Consider the following 23,957-nt stretch of genomic DNA (forward strand, 5'->3'; position numbering starts at 1 on the left):
AGCCTGTACAAAATCCAGCCGTCCCAGACACCTATCGCCCACTGTCTGTTAAAATGTGAATCAACTGAACGGGCAATTAGCCGGATGCAGCGGGCGGATGTTCTCCTCCACGTGCTACAAGGTAGGTACCATGTTACGACTGTTAGGTAATATTCTCTGGTTTGTGTTGGGTGGCTTGGTGATGGGCCTGGCATGGTGGATCATCGGCATACTGGCACTGATCACCATCATTGGCATTCCCTGGGCCAAGGCGTGCTTTGTCATCGGCAGTTTTGCCTTTTTTCCTTTCGGTAAGGTAGCAATCAACCGTCGTGAGCTATATGGACAGAGTGATATCGGAACCGGTGCATTCGGTCTGATAGGAAATATCATCTGGTTCATTTTTGCCGGCATCTGGTTAGCGATCGGTCATCTTGCCTCGGCACTGGTCTGCTTCATCACCATTATCGGCATTCCGTTTGGCTTGCAGCATCTGAAGCTGGCTTTGATCGCATTAGCACCTATCGGCCAGACCATCGTAAGCACGGATCAGCGCCGCTGGATGCTGTGATTCCAGGAACATAAGGTAAACAGAACACCTTTCATCATCCGCAGTGGTATGCGACTTGAAGAAATAAGGTTCCATAGTTTAATAGCTCAATAGCCGATCATTCCAAGGGGGCACCCTGTCTCTCTGGTGAGGTATGATCCTACAATTTTTGGACTAATTGATGTTGAATCAACGCGCACTGGCATGCCTCAATGAAGTGGTTAAACGAGGTTCTATTCGTCGTGCGGCCGCTCACCTGCATATTGATGCGTCAGCACTCAGTCGCCATATCAAGAACCTGGAAGAGATCCTCGGGATAGCACTATGTGAACGCCAGGGCAATGGCATGCGCCCCACTGAAGCAGGGCGCCTGCTGGTGCGTCACTATCATACACAGCGTAGTACTGAAGAGGTCGTCTTGTCGCAAATCATGGCGATTCAGGGACTGGCACGCGGTGAAGTGCGTATCGCAGTTGGTGAAGGCTTTCTTAGCGACCTGATTGCGGCCCCCCTACAATCCTTCATGTCGGAGTTCGAAGGGATAGAGATCGAAGTGCGCATGGCTGGAGTCAATGAAGCCATTGCGCTGGTCAAGGAGATGGAAGTCAATCTGGCACTGCTGTATGCCCCGCCGGTCGACCCCCAACTGACTTGTCATGTGGAAACCTGCCAACCGCTGGATCTGATCGTTCCTCCAGAGCACCAATTGCTGTCACTGAAACGCCCTGTAAAACTGAGTGATCTTCAGGGTCTGCCACTGGGATTAATGGACAACCCTTTCGGTATGCGTCAGATGGTCAATATGGTCGCCCAACAGGAACGTGTACACCTGCATGCTCGCCTGCACACTAATTCAGTCACCGTACTGAAGAACTTTGTCCGATCCGGTATCGGCGTAACCTTCATGCCAGAACTGACAGTTGCCGCAGAGATTCAACGCGGCGAGATTCATGCCCTTCCCATGGAACATAGCATTCTGAATGGTGCTCGGGCGCAAATTGTCAGCCTTGCGGGACATGAGTTGACCCCTTCCGCTAAAGCCTGTGTGGCACATTTACGCCAAGGTATGCACTTTTTCCGTGCAGACGCCCCTCGTTTAAGTGGTCATCAAGTGTTGATATAAAAACAACACCAACTATATTGCATAGTCAACAGATCAACACCTAAGATCTACTTAACCGGTCTACCGGCTATACTGAATAACAACAATGGAGAAGATCATGTTGAGACACAAAGGTTTTTCCCTGAAAGCCTTGGCCGCTGCCAGCATTTTTTGTATTGCTACGCTTGCCACCAACACGCAAGCTGCTACCAGTGTTAACCTGAGTTACAACGGCGCACCGGATCCAGACAAGAATGCCGTCCATGTTTTTGCCACCCACTTGAAAACACTTGTGGAAGAAAAAACCCAAGGACAAATTGAGCTGGTGCTGTACCCAAACAGCATGCTGGGTTCAGAAGAGGAGCGCATGGAACAGACCATGAACTCACCAAGTCTGAACATTGCCTCTTTTGCAGGGGTATCCCCGCTGGTAGACGAGATTTTCGTAAGCACCACACCGTTCTTATTTGAGAACTTTGACTCTGCACGGGCTTTCTTTGATGAGGGTCAGTACTGGCAGGAAATCTCTGCCAAACTGCAAGAGCGTGCTGGCATAGATATGTTGGCAGTTGTTGAGGAAGGTGGTTTTCTGGCCTTCACCAACAACAAACGCCCAATCCACTCACCGGCCGATTTTGAAGGTCTGCGTTTTCGTGCCATGGACCCCAGCCAGGTTGCACTGTACGAAGCCTTTGGCGCATCAGGCACTCCTATCCCCTGGACCGAAGTTTACATGTCACTGCGCACGGGTGTAGCCGATGGTCAGATGAACCCACCGATGTACATCATTCTGGGCAGTCTGTATGAAGTACAGCAATACCTGACACTGGCAAACATCAACTACTCCATGCAGTTCCTTGTGGGTAACAGCGCCCTGATGGAAAGCCTGGATAAAACCACTCGTTCCGCCTTCCTGGAAGCAGTTGCCGAAGCAACCGCAGAGGCGCGTACCCACAATGAAGTGCAGGTGGAATCCCGTATTGCCTATCTGACAGAAAAAGGCATGGAGGTAATTCGTCCTAGCCGTGAAGACCAGGACGCCTTTCGTGACATGGCTCAGCCTTCTTTCCTGAACTGGTTGAAAGAACGTGGTATCGATCAGCAGTTGATCGATATGGCGCTGGAAGACGCCAGAACACTCGCCAACTGATCTTCGTAAGCTGTGCAACTCAGGGAGCAGTGCCTTGCACTGTTCCTGTCTGTTAGCGATGGATAACCTATGAATACATTTCGATTAAGTATCCTGTCTTTTCTCAAGACATCGACATTGATGCTGGCCAGCGCCCTGTTATTGACCAATATATTGATCATCCTGTATGCCGTTATACTGCGCTATCTCGTGGGCGGCGCACCAATCTGGACCGATGAAGCCGCACGCTTCTTAATTATCGGCTGCACATTGATCGCCGCCGGCGCCGTCTGGATCGAAGGCGGGCACATGCGCATTGCCCTGCTGGAAACACTGCTGCCATCGCGACTGTCACAGACACTCATCATCTACCAATGGCTACTGACACTGACACTGGCTGTTGTCGCTGCAGTATTCAGCTACCGCTATGCCCTTTCAGTGGGGATGTTCAAAACACCGGGGTTAGGCATCAGCCGAACCTGGCCTATGCTGTCTATGCCTATTGGTTTTGGGTTGCTGGCATTTCAGGTGCTGTTGTACGGCCCCAAACGTCTGCCTGTCATGTCGGAGAGCCCAGAATGACCCTGGTAATGTTGCTTGTTTTTCTGGTCCATGTATTGCTGGGACTGCCATTGTTTCTGGCTTTGCTGACCACAGCCGTCGTGGGCTTCATGTTTATTGACCCATCCATGATCAGCCGTATTATGCCGCAACAGTTTTTCGGCGGTATCAATGTCTTTTCACTGATGGCGATTCCGCTGTTTATTCTGGCGGGTAACCTGATGAACGCCAGTGGCCTGACTGAACGCCTGATGCATCTGGCGAAAATGCTGGTCGGTCATTTGCGTGGTGGTGTCGGTCATGTCAACGTGGTTTCCAGCGTGTTCTTTGCTGGCGTCAATGGATCAGCTGTAGCGGATACCTCAGCGCTGGGTTCTCTGCTGGTACCGGCAATGAAAAAAGAGGGGTACTCTACTGCTTTTGCCGCCGGTCTGACGGCAGGCAGTTCATTGATCGGACCGATTATCCCACCCAGTATCTTCATGATTCTGTATGCTTCGCTGACCAACACGTCAGTCGGCAGCCTATTTCTGGCAGGTGTGATACCAGGACTCATTCTGGGCATTGCCTTTATGGGACTGAATGCCTGGTATGCCTGGAAACACCAGTTGAAGAAACAGGGTAGCTTCCCTCCTTTCAGCATGATAGCAATGGCTGCACTGGGTGCCATGCCAGCACTGGTAGCTCCCTTTATCATTGTTGCTGGTATCGTGATGGGATTTGTCACACCGACCGAATCCGGCGCGTTGACGGCGGCTTATGTCGCACTGTGCGGCATGCTGCTCGGACAACTGACACTTCCTGCTCTGTGGAAAGCCATTGTCGATACTGCCCGGCTGACTTCAGCAATTTTCCTGATCATGGCAGCCTCTGCAACCGTTAGTTGGCTGTTGTCTTATGCACAGGTACCGGCACAGTTTGTCGAAGTGTTGGCGCCCTATGTCGACAAACCAGTCATGGTTCTGCTGATTCTCAGTCTGATCACCTTTATCACAGGCATGTTCATGGAGGAGGTCTCAGCCCTGATGCTACTGACGCCAATCTTTGCTCCAATCGCGATGATGGCGGGTATAGACCCTGTACACCTGGGCATCATAATAACCCTGAACATCACCATTGCATTGATCACGCCGCCAATGGGCGCCTGTGTGTTTGTTGCTGCAGCCGTCAGTCGAATAGAGATTGTTGAACTATTCAAGACCATCTGGCCTTTTGTACTGACTGCTATTCTGGTGCTTATCCTACTGATATTTTTTCCGGCGCTGACACTCTGGCTGCCGGCAACCATAGGATAAACTGATGTTGAATGATATGAATCTGTTGATAACTGAATCGTTTCACAGCCCCATCCCACACCAGGCTGAACCAGACTGGAATCAGGTCAGTCGTATTCCAATCAAGGAAACGAATGAACCTCTGGTTCCGCTGTCACTGGCCCCGACGCCAATCAAGGTGTTCCCCGCATATAACCGGCTGGGAACACCTGGCGCCGTGGCTGACTGTTTTATCCGTGAAGGTGTCTACCGTCGCCTGCTGGCTGTCGCTCGCTCGTTACCTGCTGGATACAGCCTGGTGATTCTGGATGGCTGGAGACCCTGGCGTGTACAACAGTATCTATTCGATAGCCTTTACGAAACCTTGCACCAACAGCACCCTGATGCAGGTGAAACGCAACTCATTGCCATGACGCGGGAATTTGTCTCCATCGCCAGTCGTGATCCGGAATCTCCCAGTCCACATCTGACTGGTGGCGCTGTCGATGTAACGCTGTGTGATGCTGATGGGCTAATGCTTGATATGGGCACCCGCTTTGATGAGGCCTCACCCGCCTCACATACAGACTATTTTGAACAGTTTGGGGATGGCAGTGCTGAGCAAGTCGCACGTGATCGACGGCGACTGCTGTTCAATGCCATGTCACAACAGGGATTCACCAACCTACCCAGTGAATGGTGGCATTATGACTTTGGTGATCAGCTCTGGGCCAGCTACAGGGGTGAGCCTCATGCACTGTATGGGCCCACCGAGTTTTCGATCTAATCCCACACCTCGCCAGGCATGATTCTCATGCCTGGCGACCTGCTGACAGGCTACCATAGCCACCCGGTTAAATCTGAAGCTGAGCTGAAACACGCAATTAAGCTGGCGCAAATTGATGGCGTCGAGACTGCACAAGTGGTTTTACTAAGACAGGGGCAAAATATCGCTGATAACACACGTGCCACACACCAGTTGCTGGCTCAGGAAGCATTGAGACGTCAGGAAAAACAGGATCAATCACTATGCATCTGAACAGCGCTGCCCTAACCCTTCCCGCACACCGTCAAATTTATCGACTATCATCGCTCCACCACCCTGTACTGACTTTGCGGCTATACAGCTAATTATCAGAAGAGCCTTCCTGACACCAGGTGACATACAGAAAAGCACCCCTTAAAGCCACAAAGAATCATATGTATTGCTAATTCTTCAAAAAGAAACTAATATACTGCTTATCTAACAATAGCAACATATATGTTTCATTATGCAATCGCTACTCGAACAAATCAAAAAACGCCGCTTGGAACTGGTACTGAAGCAGCACGATATGTTGCTGCGAGTAGGCATATCTCGCCAGCAATATCAGCGACTGGAGACCAAAGGCAACCCCAGGTTAGATACTCTGGAGCTCATTGCCAAGGGGCTTAAAAGTGAACTGCTCCTGATTCCACAAGAGAAGCTGAATGCTGTGTTGGCGGTACTGGCAGATGAGTCCGCGAAACCTGTTGATTCGAGGCCGTCCATCAAAGGCAGCAATAAGTCATTAGCCGATGATCCATGGCAAGGGCTGTTGGGAGATGATGAATGAGCACAGACGCAAACGATGAAGTGAATGTATTGCAACTTACAATCCACGATGTACTCGTTGGCTACCTCGCTGGCTTCAAAAATGGTCGCAATGTATTGAGTATTGCGGATGCGTTTAAAAACAATCCTGGTCGTCCGACATTCAGCTTGATTACACACCCTGAATTTCCGAATGCGATCAAGATAATGGCTGAGCCATGGTCACGAAATCAAAGATTGCACCCTGTTCTATCAAACCTGCTGCCAGAAGGTTCTCTGCGTGAGCTGATAGCGCAAGGCTTGAAAGTCCATGTTGACCACGAATTTCATCTTCTCACGTATCTCGGCAGTGATTTGCCGGGCGCCATTGTGGCAACACCCTTGGAGCCAGATGATGTGCCTGGCTACGTGCTGAACACACACGGAAAGGCTAAGGCGGTTAAATTCGATACAGTCACTCAAGAGAACAAATTTTCTCTGGCTGGCGTTCAAATGAAGTTTTCCATGAAAGAAAAGGATGGACGCTATCATTTATCCAAAGGCGATGAGTTGGGTGATTGGATCATCAAAACGCCATCAACCAAGCACAAATTTGTGCCATTGAATGAATATACCGCTATGTCACTGGCAAGGCTCGCAGGTGTTGGTATACCTGAAATCAAGCTCGTTGAACTGGATCAGCTCGATAACCTGCCTCAAATCAACTTACCAGACGAGAAGCAGGCCTTCGCCATAAAACGGTTTGATCGTGAGCATGATCAGCGCATTCACATGGAAGACTTTGCTCAGATATTGGTGAAGTACCCACACGAGAAGTACAGCTCCGCCAGTTATGAGAGTATCGGCAAAGTCATCTATGACTTTTCGGGCGATGGGCTGGCTGATGCACAACAGTTCGCAAGGCGACTATTGGTGAATATTCTGTTGGCGAATGGAGATGCACACCTCAAGAACTGGAGTTTTCTGTACCCCGATAAAATCACGCCACGACTATCTCCGGCCTACGATATCGTAACAACCAGCGTCTATATCGAAAACGAAACACAGTATGCGCTCAGTCTGGGCAAAACGAAGGAGTGGTATGTGGCGTCAATGGCACATTTTCAGGCGTGGGCAGAACGATCAGGCATTCCATGGCGGGTCATCAAGCCACATCTGGATGACACTATGACAAAAGTAAGAGAGTTATGGCCTGAAGCGCTTGATAGCCTTCCGATGAATGATCTGCATAAGGATGGACTGAGAGCCCATTGGTGTAATCTTCACGAAGACTTTAGAATTTGACATGGTGTAGTGGTTCAATGATTCCGGACACCAATGTAGTAGACTGCCACTATTCACTCAGCTCTGAAGAAGAACTATCTGTCAGCAATGACTACATGAATCTGATGGATTCTGAGTCAGAGCTATTCGTCTACTACCCGACCGAACTCAATAGTGTTGTCCAAATTATTCTCTGAAAATAAGGTGTGAGCGCGACGCTGCTCTTTAATTGCAGCCAAGGCTGAGAAGAAGCACACCTCACACAGATGCACCTCATAGCTGGCACCGTCATGCGCAGAGCTATACCCCCAATCCGCTTTGAGCGTTCCAAACTCAGATGTTTTACCGTCTGAAGTGTTGCGACCACAGACAGTGGTGTGCGATCAAAAGATACCCATACCAAATAACACTGCTCGGTTGCCGGGAGAAGCCATGGAATACTTAGCTGTTGCGCGCTTCAAAAAAATGGCACTGTTCGCCTGAGGACAAGAGTGTCGATTTAGGGGCGCTTACTGTTTAAATCAGAGAACAGCTCACTGAAGAATGCTTTACCCGCATCGCTCAATACCCAGTTACCCTTGGCGTTTTGAAAAGCAATGCCGCGCCTGCTCAAAACTTTTTCCATATTCGAGACAAGGCTCCCCTTCAGATCACAAGCAGCCAGTACTTCCTGCTTATCTTCCCCTTGCGCAATCTGCACCAGGATTTCACTGCTGGCTCCAACATCAGGGTCTGTCAGTAGCTCAAACTGGTAGCCTAACTCAGTTACACCGCGGCCCAGCACCAACAGCAGCCCCTGAACCTTGCGCACAGCATCATTTTGCGCGTCATCGGGATCGATCGAACGTATGTATGCAAAGCCATCCCGCAATACCAGTTCGAACCCAATGTTTGAATAAAGGTCGCGATAATAACGGTCGAAGTTTGAAATCAGCTCCTCGTACAGGGGGTTTGGCGTCAACCCGTTGTCCTTGAAAATGTATTCATTCACAACCTGCCCATTGATGAGCATCTCGTAAAGCGCTCGACTTCTGCGTTGATCAACTTGCATATACCGGCTCCAGTGCCCTGACGTAATAGACCAGTTCGAATCCTTCATGCTGAATCGCGCGTTGACGAAACTCTGGTATCACTTGAAAATCCTTCTCACTCACAAACCATTTCATCGCTTCTAATACATCCACTAACTGATAATCTGGCAACACCTGTTGTAAATAGTCGTGTAGGGCCAACTGTAGATCAGCACAGGATTCGGGCGATACCCACTCCCTCATTAATTGCCGAATGGTTTCTTTTCGATATTGCTGTTGCCGCTCAAAGTCCTCAGCCTCGGCATCCAGCTCAACAACTTGAGATGTACTGGCCTGTTGACGAAGCTGGTCAACCCTAACGCGCAAGAACTCTTCAAAATGACGTCGTTGGTCATATCCATGCCACTCAAGACGGGCGCCGTAACGTACACCGTGCAACCCTGAAAACAGGTGCCCGAACCGGAAAACAGGGTCATCCTTTCTAAGAAAGTTATTCTTGAGACTCCCGTCTTGAAGTGATCTTGCCGCTTGCAACAGTTCATTGAATGCCGTCTCGAGCGCGTTGTACTGCAAGCGTTGCTGGGCATTTTGCCGCACATACCGTTCCAGCGACCGCCTGATTTTCTCAACATCTGACGCATGAGCACGAATCGAGGCACTCGCGTACCGAACCTGCTGGCTGAGCTGTGGCAACCCCGCATGGTGCAGCAATACCGCTATATCGCGTAGAGAGGTAAGCGCTGGCTGTCCTTCTTTGAGTGATTCACGCTCATTCAAAAACTGCAGAGTCGGCAGTACATGATGCCGGTATATCTGATCGATCTGCTCCAGCGCTGTGCTCGCCTGCCGATTTTGCTCCAGGTTGCCCAGTTCCATCTGCTCCACCATCTCCGAAAGGCGTTCAGCCTGCCCCTGCAAGCTGTTTACATTATCTCGCATCTTCGCCTGTGTATAACGGATATGGACCCGGAGCAGTTCAAGCTGCTCATCGAACTGCCGATCACCAGGCTGCAGCGTACATAGCCTGAGTGCCTCAAGGCTGTCGTAAAACCGTCGGCGCAGATCTTCCAGTTGCGCACTCGAGAGCTCACGCAATCGACGACGATCGAAGTGACGAAACATATCGATAACAAAAGGCGCAAAAACGAAGACAGCGCGGTTCCGATCCACCTCGATCACCAAGTCAGCACGGCGCAGATTCTCCAGGTCGAACATAGCACGCAAGCGCTTCTGTTCCACCTCTGACTGACAATCAAGCATCGCTCTTACTAACTGATGATATTGCCGGACCGGCATTTCTTCCGGACCTCCATGGTGATCAATATGGTCTATCAGACTGAGAAACACCTCCTTGTGTTCGATCATGGCAATCAATGTTTTTTCAGTGGAGACTATCATACGCCTGTCTCAGCCAACTCAACCGTAGCGCCTCTCTTTGATAGCGGGCGCAGCTCTTCACAGGCTCCGTGATACACCACTCGACGCTGTTTGCTGTAGGCGCGTTCCGTCGCTTTGAACATACCCAGGTAGATGTAATGGTTTACCGCCTGAACAATTTCTGCGGACATATCCGGGCTGGCGCCAAACAGAACAAATCCATGCTGCTCAGCAATGGCCACCGCCGTCTGCAAGTTTTGGTGATCGATAGACGCCATTTCGTCCATGACCAGTGGCAGGCAGATCCGCGCGTCTCTGGCTAACAAACGCTTCAGCAGTATCGAAAGCAATAAGCTGTTTACCATGCTGGTGGTGCCATTGGACTGAGAATTCTCGGTAAACTGGTCCTGCCCGGAAAGACGGAACCGATACCGAACCTTCTCAATCAACTGATGCATCTGCAGCACCATCCCATTACGACCAGCATCACTGAAGAACTCGCTGCAAAAATCATTCAAGCGTTGATATAGGCGCTCATCATGCAGCTCTTCGCCGTGCAGGTTGATCTTGCCCAGATCATCCAGCAAGAGTTGAAAACGGGGATGCAGATCACAGGCAAGCTGCACTTCTTCAAGATTCGATACACTATAAGCACTGAATTCACGATTAATTTCAGTTATAAACCCCCTGATCTGTTGACCCGCATCCCGCAGTGTATCCATCTGTATCGATGTGTGCTTATTGTGCGCACGTACACGGTTGTCGTAATCCATACGCTGACCTTCAAGCGAACTGAACAACCGCTCGAACTGCTGGCGTAAACCCTTCACATGCGCCATATCGAAGCTCATCTGGTAAGCTTCACTACCGTCGCTGCCCAAAAGTTGCTGTCTTAACAACTTTTGCAGCGCATCCCTCAAAGTGCCCTGAAGGTTTCCAATCTCACCACACTGTTTATCCAAAACGCTGAGCGCATTCTCGGGCATCGAGCGGGCCGAGGCCTGAAGGCGAGACTCCCAGCCGCGAATCACCCCGTGATTGATACGAAGGAGTGCTAGGCGGTCCAGCTCTGCGGTTAACTTCTGCTTTTGTGTTTTCAACCCTTCCAGTGATTGACGCGTTTGCTGCTCACGACCAAGCGTTTCATCGTATTGCTTTTTGTAAAGCGCTTGGTCTTTACTGGTTTCGACGATCTGCTGTTGGAGCTGTGACAGAGCCTCTTTCGCCTCATTGTACTGCTGAAGATGTGTATCCTTGGCCTTCAGGAGTTCGATATTGGTGCTGAGGGCACTGAGCTCGGCTTTTTCTAATTTCAGGCGTTCACGTTGCTCCGACTGGGTAAAACTGATACTGACACGTAAGTTGTCAAACTCAGCTTGCTGCTCTTGAATTTCACGCTCCAGTTTTGCCAAGTTTTGTTTATGATTTTGCCAGATCTGCTCCGGGTTATAGGGTCTTGCGGTGATATTGGGTATAGGCTCCCCACACAAAACCAGTGTGTCAACGTCCACCTCAAAGAGCTGAGCGAACTGCTGCATGACCTCACGAATATGTTGATCCAACGATGGTGTAGTTTCTGCCAAGTCTTGAGCGAGGCTATACAACACAGTGGCACTCTGGGCATCCAGTTGTTCCAACACCGAGGGTTTGTGGTGTTCCAGTTGATCTCTCACCCGGTCGCGGGCTTTACGGTCTCTGATCAGATTGTGATTGAGCTGCTCCATGCGATTTTGGCGCTTAGCATCATCCTCAAGATCTGCGATGAACTGGGCTTTACGCGCTGCTTGTTGTTGTAACCTCACCAGCAACTCATCCAGCTCCAGGTCGGGATGTGCTCGCTGGATATCACTGATCTGCTGAACGGCATGCTCGGTTTTTTTAAGCTGCCGCTCACGCTCTTCCTGTTTTCCTTCCAAGTACTTGGCGCGATCACTTGTGTCGGTGAATCCTTTTTTTGCAGTTCCCAGGGCTTCCAGAGCAGACGTATGCTCCTTTGCTGCAGTCTCAATCAGTGGCTCAATGGCAGACTGCTCCTTTGAAATCGCCGCTTTCAAGTCAACGTAAAACTGCCCTACTTCACGGGATTGAACTTCATACTGACGATAACAACTATCGAAACGCTCCCAATCTTCCTGCGCATTACGAATCCGCTGTAACTCATCACGCTCTTGCCGTAACTGATTATAATCGAGCAAAATTTGATTCAGATCGACATTGAGTTCATCCACTTTGCGCTGTTTCTCTCCTTCGATAATTGTCGCCAGGGCATCGGGTAAGGTCCGACTATCGTTGGCCCCTATATCGAAGGCAAGATGGATCAGTTGCTTCCAGGCCGCCAGCTCCCGCTCTGTACCGCCCTGTTTGAGAGGCAACAGACAAAACTGTCCCTCTTCTCGGCTAAGTGGACGATGGGAAAAAAGTCGCTCACGAATGGTGCGACTGTCATGTAAAGCCTCACCATCCAATGCCTGTAACGCCTTTTGGATTGAGGATAGCGAGAGCGTTTCCAACGGCGCCCCCAGGCCTTCATTGCATTCAGCCGCAAAATCCCAGAACAGATGCCGAATCTCATCATAGGAACAGGGCACGACGATTCGCGCATAGCTGAACTCCTTGCGCCCCTGATGCAGCAGAATGCAGAAATGGCCATAGAGGTTCTCAGCTTCCAGAAGGATGAACGAGTTTTGCTCCGGAAAGTAGTAGCTGAAACTGTCCTGGGTGCTGTAAAAATCACCTGTGCGGCTTCTGAAGCCAAACTTGCGATCACATCGTTTGAAGTTTTCTTCCGCTAGCAGAAACAACTTCAAGGCATTCAGCATTGAGGTTTTACCCAGATTATTGCGCCCAAACAGTGCTGTATGCTGGTCAACACGAATCTCGGTGTAGGCATAGGCAGCACTGTTGACGAAGACCAGTTGCCGGATGGCGTACAGGTCGGGACAAGTATCAATTTGTTGATATAGCGTATCCATGCTCAATCTCTTTCAGTTACAGGTAAGTTTCCTGCTCGAGGGTTCGGTTTGTAAGACGGATCAGTGCAATCAGCCGATCCACATCCGGGCTTAAACCGCTGTAATCCACGAGGGCCTCTCGCTCTTTCGCCTTGAGTAACCGGTTGGAGGCTGTCAATCTCGCTTCAATATCGTTCGGGTAAAGAAACCGCACCGGAAGCTGCTGCATTGATCGACACAGCGTCCTAAACATGTGAATGCCACCTGGGTCGGGATCGAACAAGCAGCTCAGTTCCGAGTACCGGCTTAAAAACGGCTGGAGGATCGAATGGGTTATTTGATTGCCAGCGGCATACAACAAGTCGATCGGTTCAGTGACGCTCCAACCACACTCAGGCAGAACGGCCAATGTCTGTTCAAGTGCCAGGAAGTTCTCGAGGTTCTCCACAAGCAGCGCCCGCTCTGCCGGCTTGACCGGACTGGTCCATTGCTGCCCCTCGAACAGCACAACCTGTGGATGGGGTATCGACTTCCGACGCAACAACAGACATGCACCGCTCACACCCATCCGGTGACTATTACCCGCCACCGCAGCGCTGGCACGATCGGTCAGCTGTTGTTGTCCGAATCGGCTTTGGAGATCACTGAATGCCGCTTGGTCGAGAATCTCAACCTGATAGCGATTGGCGCCGATCAGCTCAACACGAAATAGCGATCGTCTCGCACGGTCTGAGTAGCCTGCATCCTCCAGTAGCTTTGCAAACGCATCATAATTGACAGTTTTACCAGCATTGATCTTCTCTATGTAACCAGATAGTCGAGTTTTTTGTACGATGGCCATCCTAGCAAATCTCTCTGAGTACGATTAATGTAGCATCCAGCCTCTCCAGAGTGGCAACCGGACCTCTCGAAGATATTCTCAATTGATACTGCTAGCCATCCCCACCCATCTGCTTCTCAAGAGCTTGCCGGATCAGACCCATCACATAGGGCAACTCCGAAGCATCACTGATAGCAACTTCTACATCACCATTCCCCCAACGCCCCAGATTAGTCACGTCTTTGGCCATGCCCTTGGGATCGTTCAGTTCGTGAAAAGGTAGGTTCAGTGACAACCGCAGACGCGACTTTTGAGGTACCACATCAACAAAATTTGTTTCCGCCTTAAAGGCGACATAGAGCTTAAGCACCTCCTCTACCACACTGGGGTCCAATGCAATGACTTCTTTGCGAAGCTCCTCAAATAATGGTCGCATAGGCGCACCATCAGCTAACTGATGATGATCTTCAAGATTATAGGCTTGCGGCTTGATTGTAGTAGCCCGGTAGGTTTCCAGCACATCACCAGGCAACCAAGGCGAATACCATACACTGACAGCCAGGCTGGCCAGCCTTTCAGCACGAGCTTTGATGGCTGCTTCACTCCAGGTCTCAACGTAGCCAAGACCCTCATTCAATCGTAAAGGGCTCTGTTTGAAGCCGCCTGGCATATCTCGCTTTTCAGCAAAAGGGCGATCACTGTATTCCGAGTTGTAACCTGTCAATGTTAGATTACCAAGTGTATGCAGCCATGTTTCATGTACTCTCTGCCAATCATCCCCCAGCTCGTTACGCCACCGTGCAGAAAGATTTTCGTTCTGGGGCATGATGTGCTCGATAGAGTATTCATCCACAGGCACCCGTTCTTTCCGCTCAAAGTTTTCCAGTCGGCGCAGCCAATAGCTGCGGCTGCGGAAGTTGTACAGATCGCGTTCTGCAAGGTTACGCTTGAATTCCTCATCGTTTGGAAAGCGGCGGTAAGATCGAAGTCCGAGCAGATGAGCCTTAATACTCTCAAGGTAACGATCTTTGTGTAGAGCTCTGTGGAAGGTGGCAAAGGTTTTGTTCAATGAATTCGTAGGGATTGCACAAATGGCACGGCGGAACACATAAGCTTCAATCAGCCGTATGGCGCTATTAAAATCATCTCGTGACAAAATATCCTGTTGGTAATCACGATAAAGCTCCAACAAAAAAGGATAAGCCACATCAACCTTCAGCTCGCGCAAGTCCTTGAAGGCCATGGCCAGTTGTTTATCAGGCTCATTACCCAGTGCCATAGCACAGAAGTATCGAGCAAAAGAGTGAATTTCCTCTACCAGAGCATCTACCCCGGCACTTGCTACCTCTGAGCGATGAGCATGTTGCTTGAAGGCTTCATAAACTTCATCAGTACGAGGAATATCACCGGTTTTAACCGTCAGGTAATGGCGCATAAAGCTGTCAAAGTAAACACCGTAACCTTCCTGCCCGAATGCCACTTCCATCGGGCGCCAATTATCCTGATATAGTCGACTCTGGTGCTCAGGCTCCAGTCCCATCAGGATAAAATTGCGGATCAGGTCAGCTTGGCTTAGTGCTTTCCCCGTTGAGTTCATGCTCTCGAAAATCAATTGCGGGTTGTCCTGATCCCTACTCAGCGCAATATCAACAATGATTAACATTGAAAGCCCTCTGCATAGAGGTTCAAGCGCACCACCTAACTGGCCAATCTGATCATTAAAAAACTCAAAATTCTCTTTGATGCGTAATGAGCCATCAGCAGGTAGCGGCTTCTGAGTAACCAATGCTAACAAGCTGTCCTTGTCCGTTTGCGTCAAAAGTAGCTTGTAGGCCCTCTCCCCATCTTCCAAGGGATTAAGTAAGTAGTAATTTCGCAGTTTTTTTGCCGAAAAACCCTCAAGAGGCTCTCTGTCACCTAAATGCCGTGACAATGCCTCCAGTATTAGCATCGCTGTGGTCAGACGCTGCTGGCCGTCAATAACCAGCAGCGGTGATTGGCTTGACACCTGATACAACCCTTTCTCGATATACACCACTGAGCCAATGAAGTGTGCTGAAATGTCATCGCTGGTACCGACACGAATAATGTCATCCCAAAGCTGACGACATTGCTGTTCAGTCCAGGAGTATGTACGTTGGTAAATAGGAATCACGAACTGAGGAGATTTCTTCAGGAAGTCGAGCAGTTTGGCTTCTGTCGCTTTCATTGTTGCATGCCACCTTGTTTAGCTATTTTTTCACTTCCAGATTCCAGAGTCGCTCTTGCTTGCGTAACCAATCGCCACTCCGATAACACCAACTCTAGGTAGCCTAGTACTCCTTTTTACCAGCAGAACAGTGGTAGGACAAACATAAACTGCTGTTCTCTCTGAGTGTAGGGCTGGTGTAGCAGGGACTCACTGCATTTCTTCGTATATTGATTACATATGCTGCCTGATACGAAAAATTGCCTTATGGTATCTGCGCAGTTTGAGCAATCATTTTGATTGGCGCTATTCGCGTACATTGTTATGACACCTCTTTCCTGGCGAAACCAACAGCTTTTTCAAGATCGCCTCCGAAGAGGCTACTCCCCCTAACCATCAAGGCACGATAAACACTTTCGGATCATGTCAAAGCTCACGCACCAGAATAGGTGGTCATTTTAAACCTGAATAGGTGTTCACTTTGGGCCAGAATACGCATAGCACTCAGCCTTTGAAATTTGCTGAAGACGAGATGTTGGGCATGTGTCGCTCTGAATTGGTTTTTCAGGCTCTTCCCCGCCGGAAATATAAACCATAAAGCTCATATCAAAGCCTGACTTGAGCTTTTCAGCATATTCAGTCAAACGCAGCATGGCCTGATTGATCAGATAAATCTGACAAAATGCATTCTGCCTGGCTTCAGGCCCATGTTTGGACCTCAGGGAGTAGCGTAGCTCACGCCCGAGACGGGGGAAAATCTGACGAATTGAGGTAGGGAATACGTAGCGAAGGTAGTAGGTTCCACCTGTGCTTCGATAAGTGTATGGAATGGTGGCTGCCATCTCAAACTCCTACTGAAGTGTCAGACCTAAGTGTCAGACCCTCAGAATTACTGGATTTGAAGCGAAAACCCTATCTAAGCCATTGATTTTAATAGAATTGGCGGTCAGGGAGGGATTCGAACCCTCGGTACGTTGCCGTACACACACTTTCCAGGCGTGCTCCTTCAGCCACTCGGACACCTGACCGTTCCATCACTTGCCGCGAACGCCGCAATTGAGGCTGCGCATTCTATCAAACTCGCTACAAAGCACAAGAGTAAGTTGCAATTTGGTGTGCATAAAGGATTAAATATGCATATCCACATATCAATCCAACACCGATATGGAACTGATCAGAAGATGAATCCCGTTGTATTTTTCAAATGCCTGTCAGATAACACTCGCTTGCGTATCACAGCCTTGCTGACGGTCGAGAAAGAGCTTTGCGTCTGTGAGTTGATGGCTGTGCTGAAAGAGTCGCAGCCGAAGATTTCACGCCATCTGGCGCTGTTGCGCAACTGTGGTCTGCTGCGGGATGAGCGTCGTGGTCAGTGGGTTTACTATCGTATCAATCCTCAACTGCCTGAGTGGACAGCCGCGGTACTGGCGCAACTCAAGCAGGCTAACCAGAGCGATCTCGTCGCTGGGCTAAACACACTGAAGCAGTTCAGGGAATCCAGCGGCCTGCCGCTCTGTTCCTGATATTAGTCAGCGATGCAGCAGCATCATCTGTTTGTCATACTCATGTCATAACTTGTGCACTTTACGTGCAGTAACGGGAGATAAAACCCATGACCATCAAAGTCGGAATCAATGGTTTCGGACGTATCGGACGGCTGGCACTGCGCGCTGCCTGGAACTGGCCGGAGTTTGAATTTGTTCAGATCAACGATCCAGGTGCTGATGCTCATACGTTGGCACATCTACTTAACTTTGATTCCGTGCATGGCCGCTGGACGCATGAGGCTACCGCGCAGGGTGATGAGATGGTCCTCGATGGCAAGTCGATCAATGTGTCGCGCAATAAAGCGATTGCCGATACGGACTGGTCCAACTGTGATCTGGTGATTGAGTGTTCCGGCAAGATGAAAACAACCGAGGCGCTGCAGGATTATCTGGATCAGCGCGTCAAGCGCGTTGTTGTGTCGGCACCGGTGAAGGAGCCGAGCGTTCTGAATGTGGTGATGGGTGTGAATGATCATCTGTATGATCCGGCTCTGCATCCGATTGTGACGGCCGCCTCCTGCACCACTAACTGCCTTGCGCCAGTCGTGAAGGTGATCCATGAGCATCTGGGTATTCGCCACGCCAGTATGACCACCATCCATGATCTGACCAACACTCAGACAATTCTGGATGCACCACACAAGGATCTGCGCCGCGCCCGTGCCTGTGGCATGAGTCTGATCCCGACTTCAACCGGATCTGCCACGGCGATCATCGAGATATTTCCTGAGCTGAAGGGCCGCATTAATGGTCATGCCGTGCGTGTGCCACTGGCGAATGCATCGCTGACCGACTGCGTATTTGAAGTTGAAAAAGCCACCACACCCGAGGCGGTGAATGCTCTGCTGAAAGCCGCCGCCGAAGGTGAGCTGGCAGGCATTCTCGGCTACGAGGAGCGCCCGCTGGTCTCGATCGATTACCGCACGGATCCACGCTCCAGCATCATCGATGCCCTGTCCACCATGGTGATCAACGGCACGCAGGTGAAGATCTACGCCTGGTATGACAATGAGTGGGGTTATGCCAACCGCACGGCAGAGCTGGCCCTGAAGGTCGGTCTGTCGGATCAGCAGGGCTAAACCATGCTTGCAGGATTGAGCCCAGGCGTTCGCCAGTATCTGGTTGTTACCGGTAATTACTGGGCCTTCACGCTGACCGACGGTGCCTTGCGCATGCTGGTGGTGCTCTATTTCCACCAATTGGGTTATGCACCGCTGCAGATCGCCATGCTGTTTCTGTTTTATGAGTTTTTCGGGGTGGTGACCAATCTGGTTGGCGGCTGGCTCGGAGCGCGGCTCGGACTGAATCGCACCATGAATATCGGGCTGGCCCTGCAGGTGATCGCGTTGCTGATGCTCGCGGTGCCCGAGAGTTGGTTAACGCTGGTCTGGGTGATGGCGGCGCAGGCGCTGTCGGGTATCGCCAAGGATCTGAACAAGATGAGCGCCAAGAGCGCGATCAAGCTTCTGGTACCCGCCAATGAGCAGAGCACTCTCTATCACTGGGTTGCCCTGCTGACCGGCTCCAAAAATGCACTGAAGGGCATCGGCTTCTTTTTGGGCGCCCTGCTGCTGGTCTGGTTGGGCTTTTCAGGTGCTGTGGTCGCGATGGCCAGCGTACTGGCGCTGGTATGGATCGCTTCTCTTCTGTTGCTGAAAAATGATATGGGGCGGATGAAATCCAAGCCGAAGTTCAGCGAGATACTGTCCAAGAGCCGTGCCGTCAATTATCTCTCTGCGGCGCGTTTTTTCCTTTTCGGTGCACGTGATGTCTGGTTTGTCGTGGCGTTGCCGGTGTTTCTGAGCTCTGCACTGGGCTGGGATTTTCGCGAAGTCGGTGCGTTCATGGCCAGTTGGATCATTGTGTATGGCATTATCCAGTCACAAGCGCCAAAACTGACCGGTAAGCAACGCAATCAGGTTCCTGGGCGTGCGTCCGTCGTTGGCTGGGGGCTTGCCCTGTGCGTCATTCCAGCGCTGATAGCCATAGCTTTGATGCTGGAGCTGTCGGCCGGGATGACGCTGATTGTCGGCTTGTTTATATTTGGTGCGCTGTTTGCCATCAACTCATCGTTGCACAGTTATCTGATTGTCAGTTTTGCGCGTGGTGAGGGTGTTTCTCTGGATGTCGGCTTTTACTATATGGCCAATGCGATGGGGCGCCTTGTTGGTACTTTGTTGTCTGGCTGGCTGTTTCAGACATCCGGGCTGATTGCCTGCCTTTGGGTGTCTGCCGCTTTTATTCTGATCGCGGCATTGATTGCGCTGGCACTGCCAGCTCCGGGTGCTGAAGCTGCTAATTAAGACGATGGAAATATTTCACTTCCAGCCTGCAATTGTGCAGGCAAACAGATCATTTCCTGATAGCATGGCCGATGTTTTTCATCCGCCACTCACGCGATCTCTCTTCGAGTGGCACAGTTCACCCGCCAACGGGTCAATTTTGATTTTGCAGGGAGTTTGAACATGTTACTCGCGGTACTGGCGATTATTGTCGGGCTGGGTTTACTGGTATGGAGTGCCGACCGTTTTGTGGATGGTGCGGCCGCTACAGCGCAGTATGCGGGCATGCCGCCTTTGTTGATTGGTATGGTGATCATCGGTTTTGGCACCTCGGCACCCGAGATGTTTATCTCGGCCATAGCCGCTTATCAGGGAAATCCGGGGTTGGCACTGGGCAATGGCTACGGTTCTAACATCGCCAATATTGGTATTATTCTGGGTCTGACAGCATTGATCAGCCCCATCGCAGTTAAATCCGGTGTGTTGCGTCAGGAGCTGCCACTGTTGTGCGGTGTCACGCTGATCTCCGGCCTTCTGCTGTTGAATGGTCAGATATCTCGGGTGGATGCAGGCCTGATGCTTCTGGTATTCGCCGGTGTGATAGTCTGGACGATTCGTACCAGTATGAGGCAGCATAAGGATATTCTGAGTACCGAAATTGCCGCCGAGCTGAAAGATGACCCCATGCCGCTCAAGACCGCCATCATGTGGCTGCTGATCGGTCTGGTCGTATTGGTGATCAGTTCGCGTATGCTGGTCTGGGGGGCGGTTGATATCGCAACCGCACTTGGTGTCAGCGACCTGATCATTGGCCTGACTATTGTTGCTGTCGGCACCTCTTTGCCAGAGCTGGCAGCCGCATTGGTCGCAGTCAGGAAGGGTGAGCATGATCTGGCACTGGGTAATGTGCTCGGCTCAAACCTTTTCAATACACTCGCTGTAGTGGGTATTGCTGGTGTGATTCATCCGCTGAGTGTGCCTCCTGAAGTCCTTTATCGAGACTGGCCAGTCATGGCGGCACTGACACTGTCATTGTTCATTACAGGTTACGGTTTTAAAGGGCCGGGCAAAGGCAGGATCAATCGTTTTGAAGGTGGTGCCCTGTTGCTGACCTATGCCGGTTATACCAGCTATCTGGTTTACAGTATCAGCCACGGACTGGTCTGAGCGCCCTCCCCTTCCTTGCCTCTTGCAACCTGTTAACTCGCTGGTTGCAAGGGGCTCTTAAATCCTTGCGTCACCAGGGAATTTCACTGCCATCATAATTCAGAAAACTGCCTGACTGCTCCGGTGTCAGGTTGGCAATCACCTGCCTGAGCCCTGTCACACTCTCCTCAGGGGATATCAGTGCATTGGGCCCTCCCATATCGGTTTGCACCCAGCCTGGATGCAGCATCACAAACTTCAATCCCGAACCATGATAATCCATAGAAAGGCTTTTAACCGCCTGATTCAACGCAGTTTTGGAGCTGCGATAGTAGTAACTCCCCCCTGATTGATTGTCGGTAATACTGCCAACCTTACTGCTGAGAAACGCGATGGTTCTGACTTTGCCGGCTGCTACACGCGGCAGCAGAGCCTGAGTCAGCATCAGGGGTGATAGCGTATTCACCTCCAGCACCTGGCGCCAGATTTCTCTGTCCAGATGCGTGAACTGCACCCCATGAGGCCCGTAGCATCCGGCATTGTTGATCAGCAGATCCAGTACAGTATCACCCAGCACACGGTTCAAGGCCGTGATCTGGCCATCACGTGTAATATCCAGTGCGTGAAGGCTGACCTGCTCAGGGTAGCCCGCCGCCAGGGCTCGTAAAGCTTCCGCCCTTTCCAGATCCCGTGCACAGGCATGTACCTGCCAACCATCACGTGCATATTGATACGCCAGCTCCAGCCCGATACCTCTTCCACACCCTGTAATAAGCACGGTCGCTGTCATGTCCAGTCTCCAACTATCCTGGCAGTGTTACCAATCCAGTACACGACCACTTGTTATGTTTATCGGATTACCTTAAGTGTAGCAGCGCATGCAAATTTCCCGTCATGCCAGAGAGTGTTTAAATGAGGAAGAGAGACCAGAGGGGGATGAAAGTAGCGGCGTCAGATGCAGATCTGAACCTTAATGTTCGATCGTCTCATCCAGAGGCAGCAGCAACTCCTGAAACTGACCGGCACTCATTGGACGGTAAAAAAAGAAACCCTGCACAAGATCACAACCCATGTCACGCAACTGGTCAGCCTGCTCACTCAATTCCACTCCTTCAGCAACCACATCCAGCCCGAGATCCCGTGAAAGCTGGATAATGGTTTTGACAATACTCAGTGCCACACGGTCCGACTGCATATCGGAAATGAATGATCGATCGATCTTGAGCGTAGACAGCGGCAAACGCCTCAAGTAGGAAAGGCTGGAATAACCGGTACCGAAATCATCCAGTGCCAGCCTGAAGCCCTCTGCCGAAAGGGCCTGGACACAACTGAGGGCACGACCCTCGCTTTTCATCAAACCGGTTTCGGTGATTTCAAGCTCCAACGCATCTACAGGCAAATGATGTGCCTGTAGCGAGCTGAGCAACTGCTGCAGCAGATCTTCGCGTTCCAGTTGCTGTACCGACATATTAACGGCAATACGCGGCAGCTTGAGCCCCTGTTCTCGCCAGAGTGACAGTTGTCGGCAGACATCACGAAACACCCAGTAGCCGATCTCCACAATCAAACCGGACACTTCCGCAATGGGGATGAACACCGCTGGTGAAATACTGCCAAGCATGGGATGGTTCCAGCGCAGCAAAGCTTCTGCACCATAAATGGCGCCCGTATTGAGGGATACCTTGGGCTGATAGTGCAGCTCCAGCGCATTCTGAGTGATCGCATCACGCAGCGCCTGCTCCAGCATCAAGCGTTCGCGTGCTTCCTGACCCATATTCTGATCATAGAACCGAAAAGTATCACGGCCCGATTGTTTGGCCTGATTCAATGCGACCTGGGCATTACGCAGCAGTGCGCCTTCATCTGCAGCATCTTCCGGGTAAAAGGCAATGCCCAACGATGGACTCAGGCGAACACGATGGCCATCTACTTCAACCGCTTCCTGTAATGATTTCCTCACCTTCTGCGCCAGCTGACTGATGCTGTATGGATCCATGACATCTTCTATCAACACGGTAAACTCATCCGCACCGAAGCGTACAACAGTTACGGAGTCCTCCATCATCATGGCCAGTTTTTTTCCCTGACTCTGAATCAGACGATCACAGGCGACATGTCCCAGGCTTTCATTGATCAGCTGTATCTCACCCAGGTCTATCGCCATCAAGGCCAGACGACTGTGCTGACGGCGCGCCTGACGAATGGCGTGCTGCATTCGCTCGTTCAGCAGATGCCGATTGCCCAGCCCCGTCAGCGGATCATGACTGGAAAGGTGGCTGATCTCGGCTTCCTTGGCTCTCATCTCAGTCAGATCATGAAACACCGATACATAATACTGAGTTTTACCCTGTGGATCTTTCAGGCAGTTGATCGACAGCCACTGCAGAAAGACACCGCCATCCTTGCGCCGATTCCAGATCTCGCCCTGCCAGCGCCCTTCCACCTCCACCTGATCCCACATCGCATCATAAAAATACTCATCATGGTGTTCTGAACGCAGCATTTTTGGTGTTCGACCCAGCACCTCCTCCTCAGTGAAACCGGTAATCTCCACAAAGGCCTGATTGACCTGAAGAATACGCGCCTGTGCATCCGTCACCATGATGCCCTCAATGGTGTTATCGAACACACGCAGTGCCAGCCTCTGCTGCGCTTCATACTGCCTGCGCAACCTCAGGTCTTTGGCTATCCCGGTAATCCAGGCGACCTCTCCCTGAGCATCAAGATGCGCAACGATGGTCATATGCGAAGGAATCAGTTCACCTTGTAGATTCTTGAGTTCAAGCTCGCCGTCCCAGCGCCCCGCGCTGATCTTGAGCTTCGGAAAAACCTCTTCATTCAGATACGAGTAGGTGGCAGGTAGGTGAAAGTCGTGAACATACAAGGGCTGCGCCAGCAGATCATGATCCTGGGCGACCCCCAGCAACTGCCGACCAAAAGTATTCAGATAAATCAATTGCTGATCGGCCGCAATAGTGGCAATCATCTGGTTGGCTGCTTCGATGATTGTCTGCTGTCGAAGCAGAACCTGATCATCCAGCAGTTCAGAGGGAGACCCCTCCCGTTTCGAGGAGGTTTTGACATTGGATACAGTCATCAATGACGATATTCCATTTAATTGTTATGCCTACAACATCACATGTGCTGGCAAAAAATTCAAGAACTCATTGTTTAAGTATAGAACTTTTCCTGCGGAATGATTTGT

Annotated in this window: 21 protein-coding genes and 1 tRNA gene; 13 read left to right on the top strand and 9 right to left on the bottom strand. The window is 50.8% G+C overall.

Annotated features, from left to right (window positions below; translation table 11 throughout):
* The first annotated feature begins 130 nt into the window (after positions 1-130).
* From ACK3CJ_RS15770 to ACK3CJ_RS15810, 9 genes are all read left to right on the top strand, one after another.
* Positions 131-550 carry a YccF domain-containing protein gene (locus ACK3CJ_RS15770; protein ID WP_409523167.1) on the top strand — a complete coding sequence of 140 codons (420 nt, stop codon included), beginning with the start codon at positions 131-133 and terminating at the stop codon, positions 548-550.
* Between the two features lie 160 nt (positions 551-710).
* Positions 711-1,652, top strand: a complete 942-nt coding sequence (locus ACK3CJ_RS15775) for a LysR family transcriptional regulator (RefSeq protein ID WP_409523168.1) — start codon at positions 711-713, stop codon at positions 1,650-1,652.
* Between the two features lie 97 nt (positions 1,653-1,749).
* Positions 1,750-2,781, top strand: coding sequence for a TRAP transporter substrate-binding protein DctP (gene dctP / locus ACK3CJ_RS15780; RefSeq protein WP_409523169.1), 1,032 nt, complete (start codon positions 1,750-1,752; stop codon positions 2,779-2,781).
* Positions 2,782-2,850: 69 nt separating this feature from the next.
* Positions 2,851-3,342 (top strand): TRAP transporter small permease, encoded by a 492-nt coding sequence (locus ACK3CJ_RS15785; protein ID WP_409523171.1) that lies wholly within the window; start codon positions 2,851-2,853, stop codon positions 3,340-3,342.
* Positions 3,339-4,616, top strand: coding sequence for a TRAP transporter large permease (locus ACK3CJ_RS15790; protein ID WP_409523172.1), 1,278 nt, complete (start codon positions 3,339-3,341; stop codon positions 4,614-4,616). Before ACK3CJ_RS15785 ends, ACK3CJ_RS15790 begins: the two co-directional genes overlap by 4 nt.
* Before the next feature lie 4 nt (positions 4,617-4,620).
* Complete coding sequence (locus tag ACK3CJ_RS15795) at positions 4,621-5,361, top strand: M15 family metallopeptidase (RefSeq protein ID WP_409523173.1); 741 nt, start codon at positions 4,621-4,623, stop codon at positions 5,359-5,361.
* A 27-nt stretch (positions 5,362-5,388) separates the two neighbouring features.
* Entirely contained in the window at positions 5,389-5,613 is a 225-nt protein-coding gene (locus tag ACK3CJ_RS15800; RefSeq protein WP_409523174.1) for a hypothetical protein, read from the top strand.
* A gap of 232 nt (positions 5,614-5,845) precedes the next feature.
* Entirely contained in the window at positions 5,846-6,169 is a 324-nt protein-coding gene (locus ACK3CJ_RS15805; protein WP_409523175.1) for a helix-turn-helix transcriptional regulator, read from the top strand.
* On the top strand, positions 6,166-7,431 hold the full coding sequence (locus ACK3CJ_RS15810) for a type II toxin-antitoxin system HipA family toxin (RefSeq protein WP_409523176.1): 1,266 nt from the start codon (positions 6,166-6,168) through the stop codon (positions 7,429-7,431). Before ACK3CJ_RS15805 ends, ACK3CJ_RS15810 begins: the two co-directional genes overlap by 4 nt.
* 478 nt (positions 7,432-7,909) lie before the next feature.
* Here the strand turns inward: ACK3CJ_RS15810 and ACK3CJ_RS15815 are convergent, their stop codons facing one another.
* The 7 genes from ACK3CJ_RS15815 to ACK3CJ_RS15845 all read right to left on the bottom strand — a co-directional run bounded on the left by ACK3CJ_RS15815 (position 7,910) and on the right by ACK3CJ_RS15845 (position 16,805).
* Positions 7,910-8,461 carry a condensin complex protein MksE gene (locus tag ACK3CJ_RS15815; RefSeq protein WP_409523177.1) on the bottom strand — a complete coding sequence of 184 codons (552 nt, stop codon included), beginning with the start codon at positions 8,459-8,461 and terminating at the stop codon, positions 7,910-7,912.
* A complete protein-coding gene (locus ACK3CJ_RS15820) occupies positions 8,451-9,839 on the bottom strand; it encodes a hypothetical protein (RefSeq protein ID WP_409523178.1) in 1,389 nt (462 codons plus the stop codon). The genes ACK3CJ_RS15815 and ACK3CJ_RS15820 overlap by 11 nt, the downstream gene beginning before the upstream one ends.
* On the bottom strand, positions 9,836-12,790 hold the full coding sequence (locus ACK3CJ_RS15825; RefSeq protein ID WP_409523179.1) for a hypothetical protein: 2,955 nt from the start codon (positions 12,788-12,790) through the stop codon (positions 9,836-9,838). The genes ACK3CJ_RS15820 and ACK3CJ_RS15825 overlap by 4 nt, the downstream gene beginning before the upstream one ends.
* A 16-nt stretch (positions 12,791-12,806) precedes the next feature.
* Entirely contained in the window at positions 12,807-13,610 is an 804-nt protein-coding gene (locus ACK3CJ_RS15830) for a hypothetical protein (RefSeq protein ID WP_409523180.1), read from the bottom strand.
* Between the two features lie 91 nt (positions 13,611-13,701).
* Complete coding sequence (locus ACK3CJ_RS15835; protein ID WP_409523181.1) at positions 13,702-15,798, bottom strand: GmrSD restriction endonuclease domain-containing protein; 2,097 nt, start codon at positions 15,796-15,798, stop codon at positions 13,702-13,704.
* A 455-nt stretch (positions 15,799-16,253) separates the two neighbouring features.
* On the bottom strand, positions 16,254-16,619 hold the full coding sequence (locus ACK3CJ_RS15840) for a hypothetical protein (RefSeq protein WP_409523182.1): 366 nt from the start codon (positions 16,617-16,619) through the stop codon (positions 16,254-16,256).
* Positions 16,620-16,717: 98 nt separating this feature from the next.
* Positions 16,718-16,805, bottom strand: a tRNA-Ser gene (locus ACK3CJ_RS15845).
* Between the two features lie 153 nt (positions 16,806-16,958).
* On the opposite strand from ACK3CJ_RS15845, the gene ACK3CJ_RS15850 reads away from it, so the two are divergent.
* The 4 genes from ACK3CJ_RS15850 to ACK3CJ_RS15865 all read left to right on the top strand — a co-directional run bounded on the left by ACK3CJ_RS15850 (position 16,959) and on the right by ACK3CJ_RS15865 (position 20,773).
* Complete coding sequence (locus ACK3CJ_RS15850) at positions 16,959-17,300, top strand: metalloregulator ArsR/SmtB family transcription factor (protein ID WP_409523183.1); 342 nt, start codon at positions 16,959-16,961, stop codon at positions 17,298-17,300.
* An 89-nt stretch (positions 17,301-17,389) separates the two neighbouring features.
* Positions 17,390-18,403, top strand: coding sequence for an ArsJ-associated glyceraldehyde-3-phosphate dehydrogenase (locus ACK3CJ_RS15855; protein ID WP_409523184.1), 1,014 nt, complete (start codon positions 17,390-17,392; stop codon positions 18,401-18,403).
* Between the two features lie 3 nt (positions 18,404-18,406).
* Positions 18,407-19,627, top strand: coding sequence for an organoarsenical effux MFS transporter ArsJ (gene arsJ, locus ACK3CJ_RS15860; RefSeq protein WP_409523185.1), 1,221 nt, complete (start codon positions 18,407-18,409; stop codon positions 19,625-19,627).
* Between the two features lie 162 nt (positions 19,628-19,789).
* The gene (locus tag ACK3CJ_RS15865) at positions 19,790-20,773 is read left to right on the top strand and encodes a calcium/sodium antiporter (protein WP_409523186.1); all 984 of its coding nucleotides are present in this window, start codon (positions 19,790-19,792) and stop codon (positions 20,771-20,773) included.
* Positions 20,774-20,843: 70 nt separating this feature from the next.
* Here the strand turns inward: ACK3CJ_RS15865 and ACK3CJ_RS15870 are convergent, their stop codons facing one another.
* Positions 20,844-21,542, bottom strand: a complete 699-nt coding sequence (locus ACK3CJ_RS15870) for an SDR family oxidoreductase (RefSeq protein WP_409523187.1) — start codon at positions 21,540-21,542, stop codon at positions 20,844-20,846.
* Between the two features lie 180 nt (positions 21,543-21,722).
* Positions 21,723-23,849, bottom strand: coding sequence for a putative bifunctional diguanylate cyclase/phosphodiesterase (locus ACK3CJ_RS15875; RefSeq protein WP_409523188.1), 2,127 nt, complete (start codon positions 23,847-23,849; stop codon positions 21,723-21,725).
* Between the last annotated feature and the right edge of the window lie 108 nt (positions 23,850-23,957).

This window comes from Nitrincola salilacus (assembly GCF_046271865.1).
Taxonomy (GTDB): Bacteria; Pseudomonadota; Gammaproteobacteria; order Pseudomonadales; family Balneatricaceae; genus Nitrincola; species Nitrincola salilacus.

Excerpts from the sequence above, each read along its gene's own strand:
- ACK3CJ_RS15815 (WP_409523177.1), bottom strand. The coding sequence starts at position 8,461 with ATGCAAGTTGATCAACGCAGAAGTCGAGCGCTTTACGAGATGCTCATC.
- ACK3CJ_RS15855 (WP_409523184.1), top strand. The coding sequence starts at position 17,390 with ATGACCATCAAAGTCGGAATCAATGGTTTCGGACGTATCGGACGGCTG.
- ACK3CJ_RS15825 (WP_409523179.1), bottom strand. The coding sequence starts at position 12,790 with ATGGATACGCTATATCAACAAATTGATACTTGTCCCGACCTGTACGCC.
- ACK3CJ_RS15830 (WP_409523180.1), bottom strand. The coding sequence starts at position 13,610 with ATGGCCATCGTACAAAAAACTCGACTATCTGGTTACATAGAGAAGATC.
- ACK3CJ_RS15835 (WP_409523181.1), bottom strand. The coding sequence starts at position 15,798 with ATGAAAGCGACAGAAGCCAAACTGCTCGACTTCCTGAAGAAATCTCCT.
- ACK3CJ_RS15785 (WP_409523171.1), top strand. The coding sequence starts at position 2,851 with ATGAATACATTTCGATTAAGTATCCTGTCTTTTCTCAAGACATCGACA.
- ACK3CJ_RS15795 (WP_409523173.1), top strand. The coding sequence starts at position 4,621 with ATGTTGAATGATATGAATCTGTTGATAACTGAATCGTTTCACAGCCCC.
- ACK3CJ_RS15850 (WP_409523183.1), top strand. The coding sequence starts at position 16,959 with ATGAATCCCGTTGTATTTTTCAAATGCCTGTCAGATAACACTCGCTTG.
- ACK3CJ_RS15790 (WP_409523172.1), top strand. The coding sequence starts at position 3,339 with ATGACCCTGGTAATGTTGCTTGTTTTTCTGGTCCATGTATTGCTGGGA.
- dctP (WP_409523169.1), top strand. The coding sequence starts at position 1,750 with ATGTTGAGACACAAAGGTTTTTCCCTGAAAGCCTTGGCCGCTGCCAGC.
- ACK3CJ_RS15800 (WP_409523174.1), top strand. The coding sequence starts at position 5,389 with ATGCCTGGCGACCTGCTGACAGGCTACCATAGCCACCCGGTTAAATCT.
- ACK3CJ_RS15770 (WP_409523167.1), top strand. The coding sequence starts at position 131 with ATGTTACGACTGTTAGGTAATATTCTCTGGTTTGTGTTGGGTGGCTTG.
- ACK3CJ_RS15805 (WP_409523175.1), top strand. The coding sequence starts at position 5,846 with ATGCAATCGCTACTCGAACAAATCAAAAAACGCCGCTTGGAACTGGTA.
- ACK3CJ_RS15870 (WP_409523187.1), bottom strand. The coding sequence starts at position 21,542 with ATGACAGCGACCGTGCTTATTACAGGGTGTGGAAGAGGTATCGGGCTG.
- ACK3CJ_RS15810 (WP_409523176.1), top strand. The coding sequence starts at position 6,166 with ATGAGCACAGACGCAAACGATGAAGTGAATGTATTGCAACTTACAATC.
- arsJ (WP_409523185.1), top strand. The coding sequence starts at position 18,407 with ATGCTTGCAGGATTGAGCCCAGGCGTTCGCCAGTATCTGGTTGTTACC.
- ACK3CJ_RS15775 (WP_409523168.1), top strand. The coding sequence starts at position 711 with ATGTTGAATCAACGCGCACTGGCATGCCTCAATGAAGTGGTTAAACGA.
- ACK3CJ_RS15840 (WP_409523182.1), bottom strand. The coding sequence starts at position 16,619 with ATGGCAGCCACCATTCCATACACTTATCGAAGCACAGGTGGAACCTAC.
- ACK3CJ_RS15820 (WP_409523178.1), bottom strand. The coding sequence starts at position 9,839 with ATGATAGTCTCCACTGAAAAAACATTGATTGCCATGATCGAACACAAG.
- ACK3CJ_RS15865 (WP_409523186.1), top strand. The coding sequence starts at position 19,790 with ATGTTACTCGCGGTACTGGCGATTATTGTCGGGCTGGGTTTACTGGTA.
- ACK3CJ_RS15875 (WP_409523188.1), bottom strand. The coding sequence starts at position 23,849 with ATGACTGTATCCAATGTCAAAACCTCCTCGAAACGGGAGGGGTCTCCC.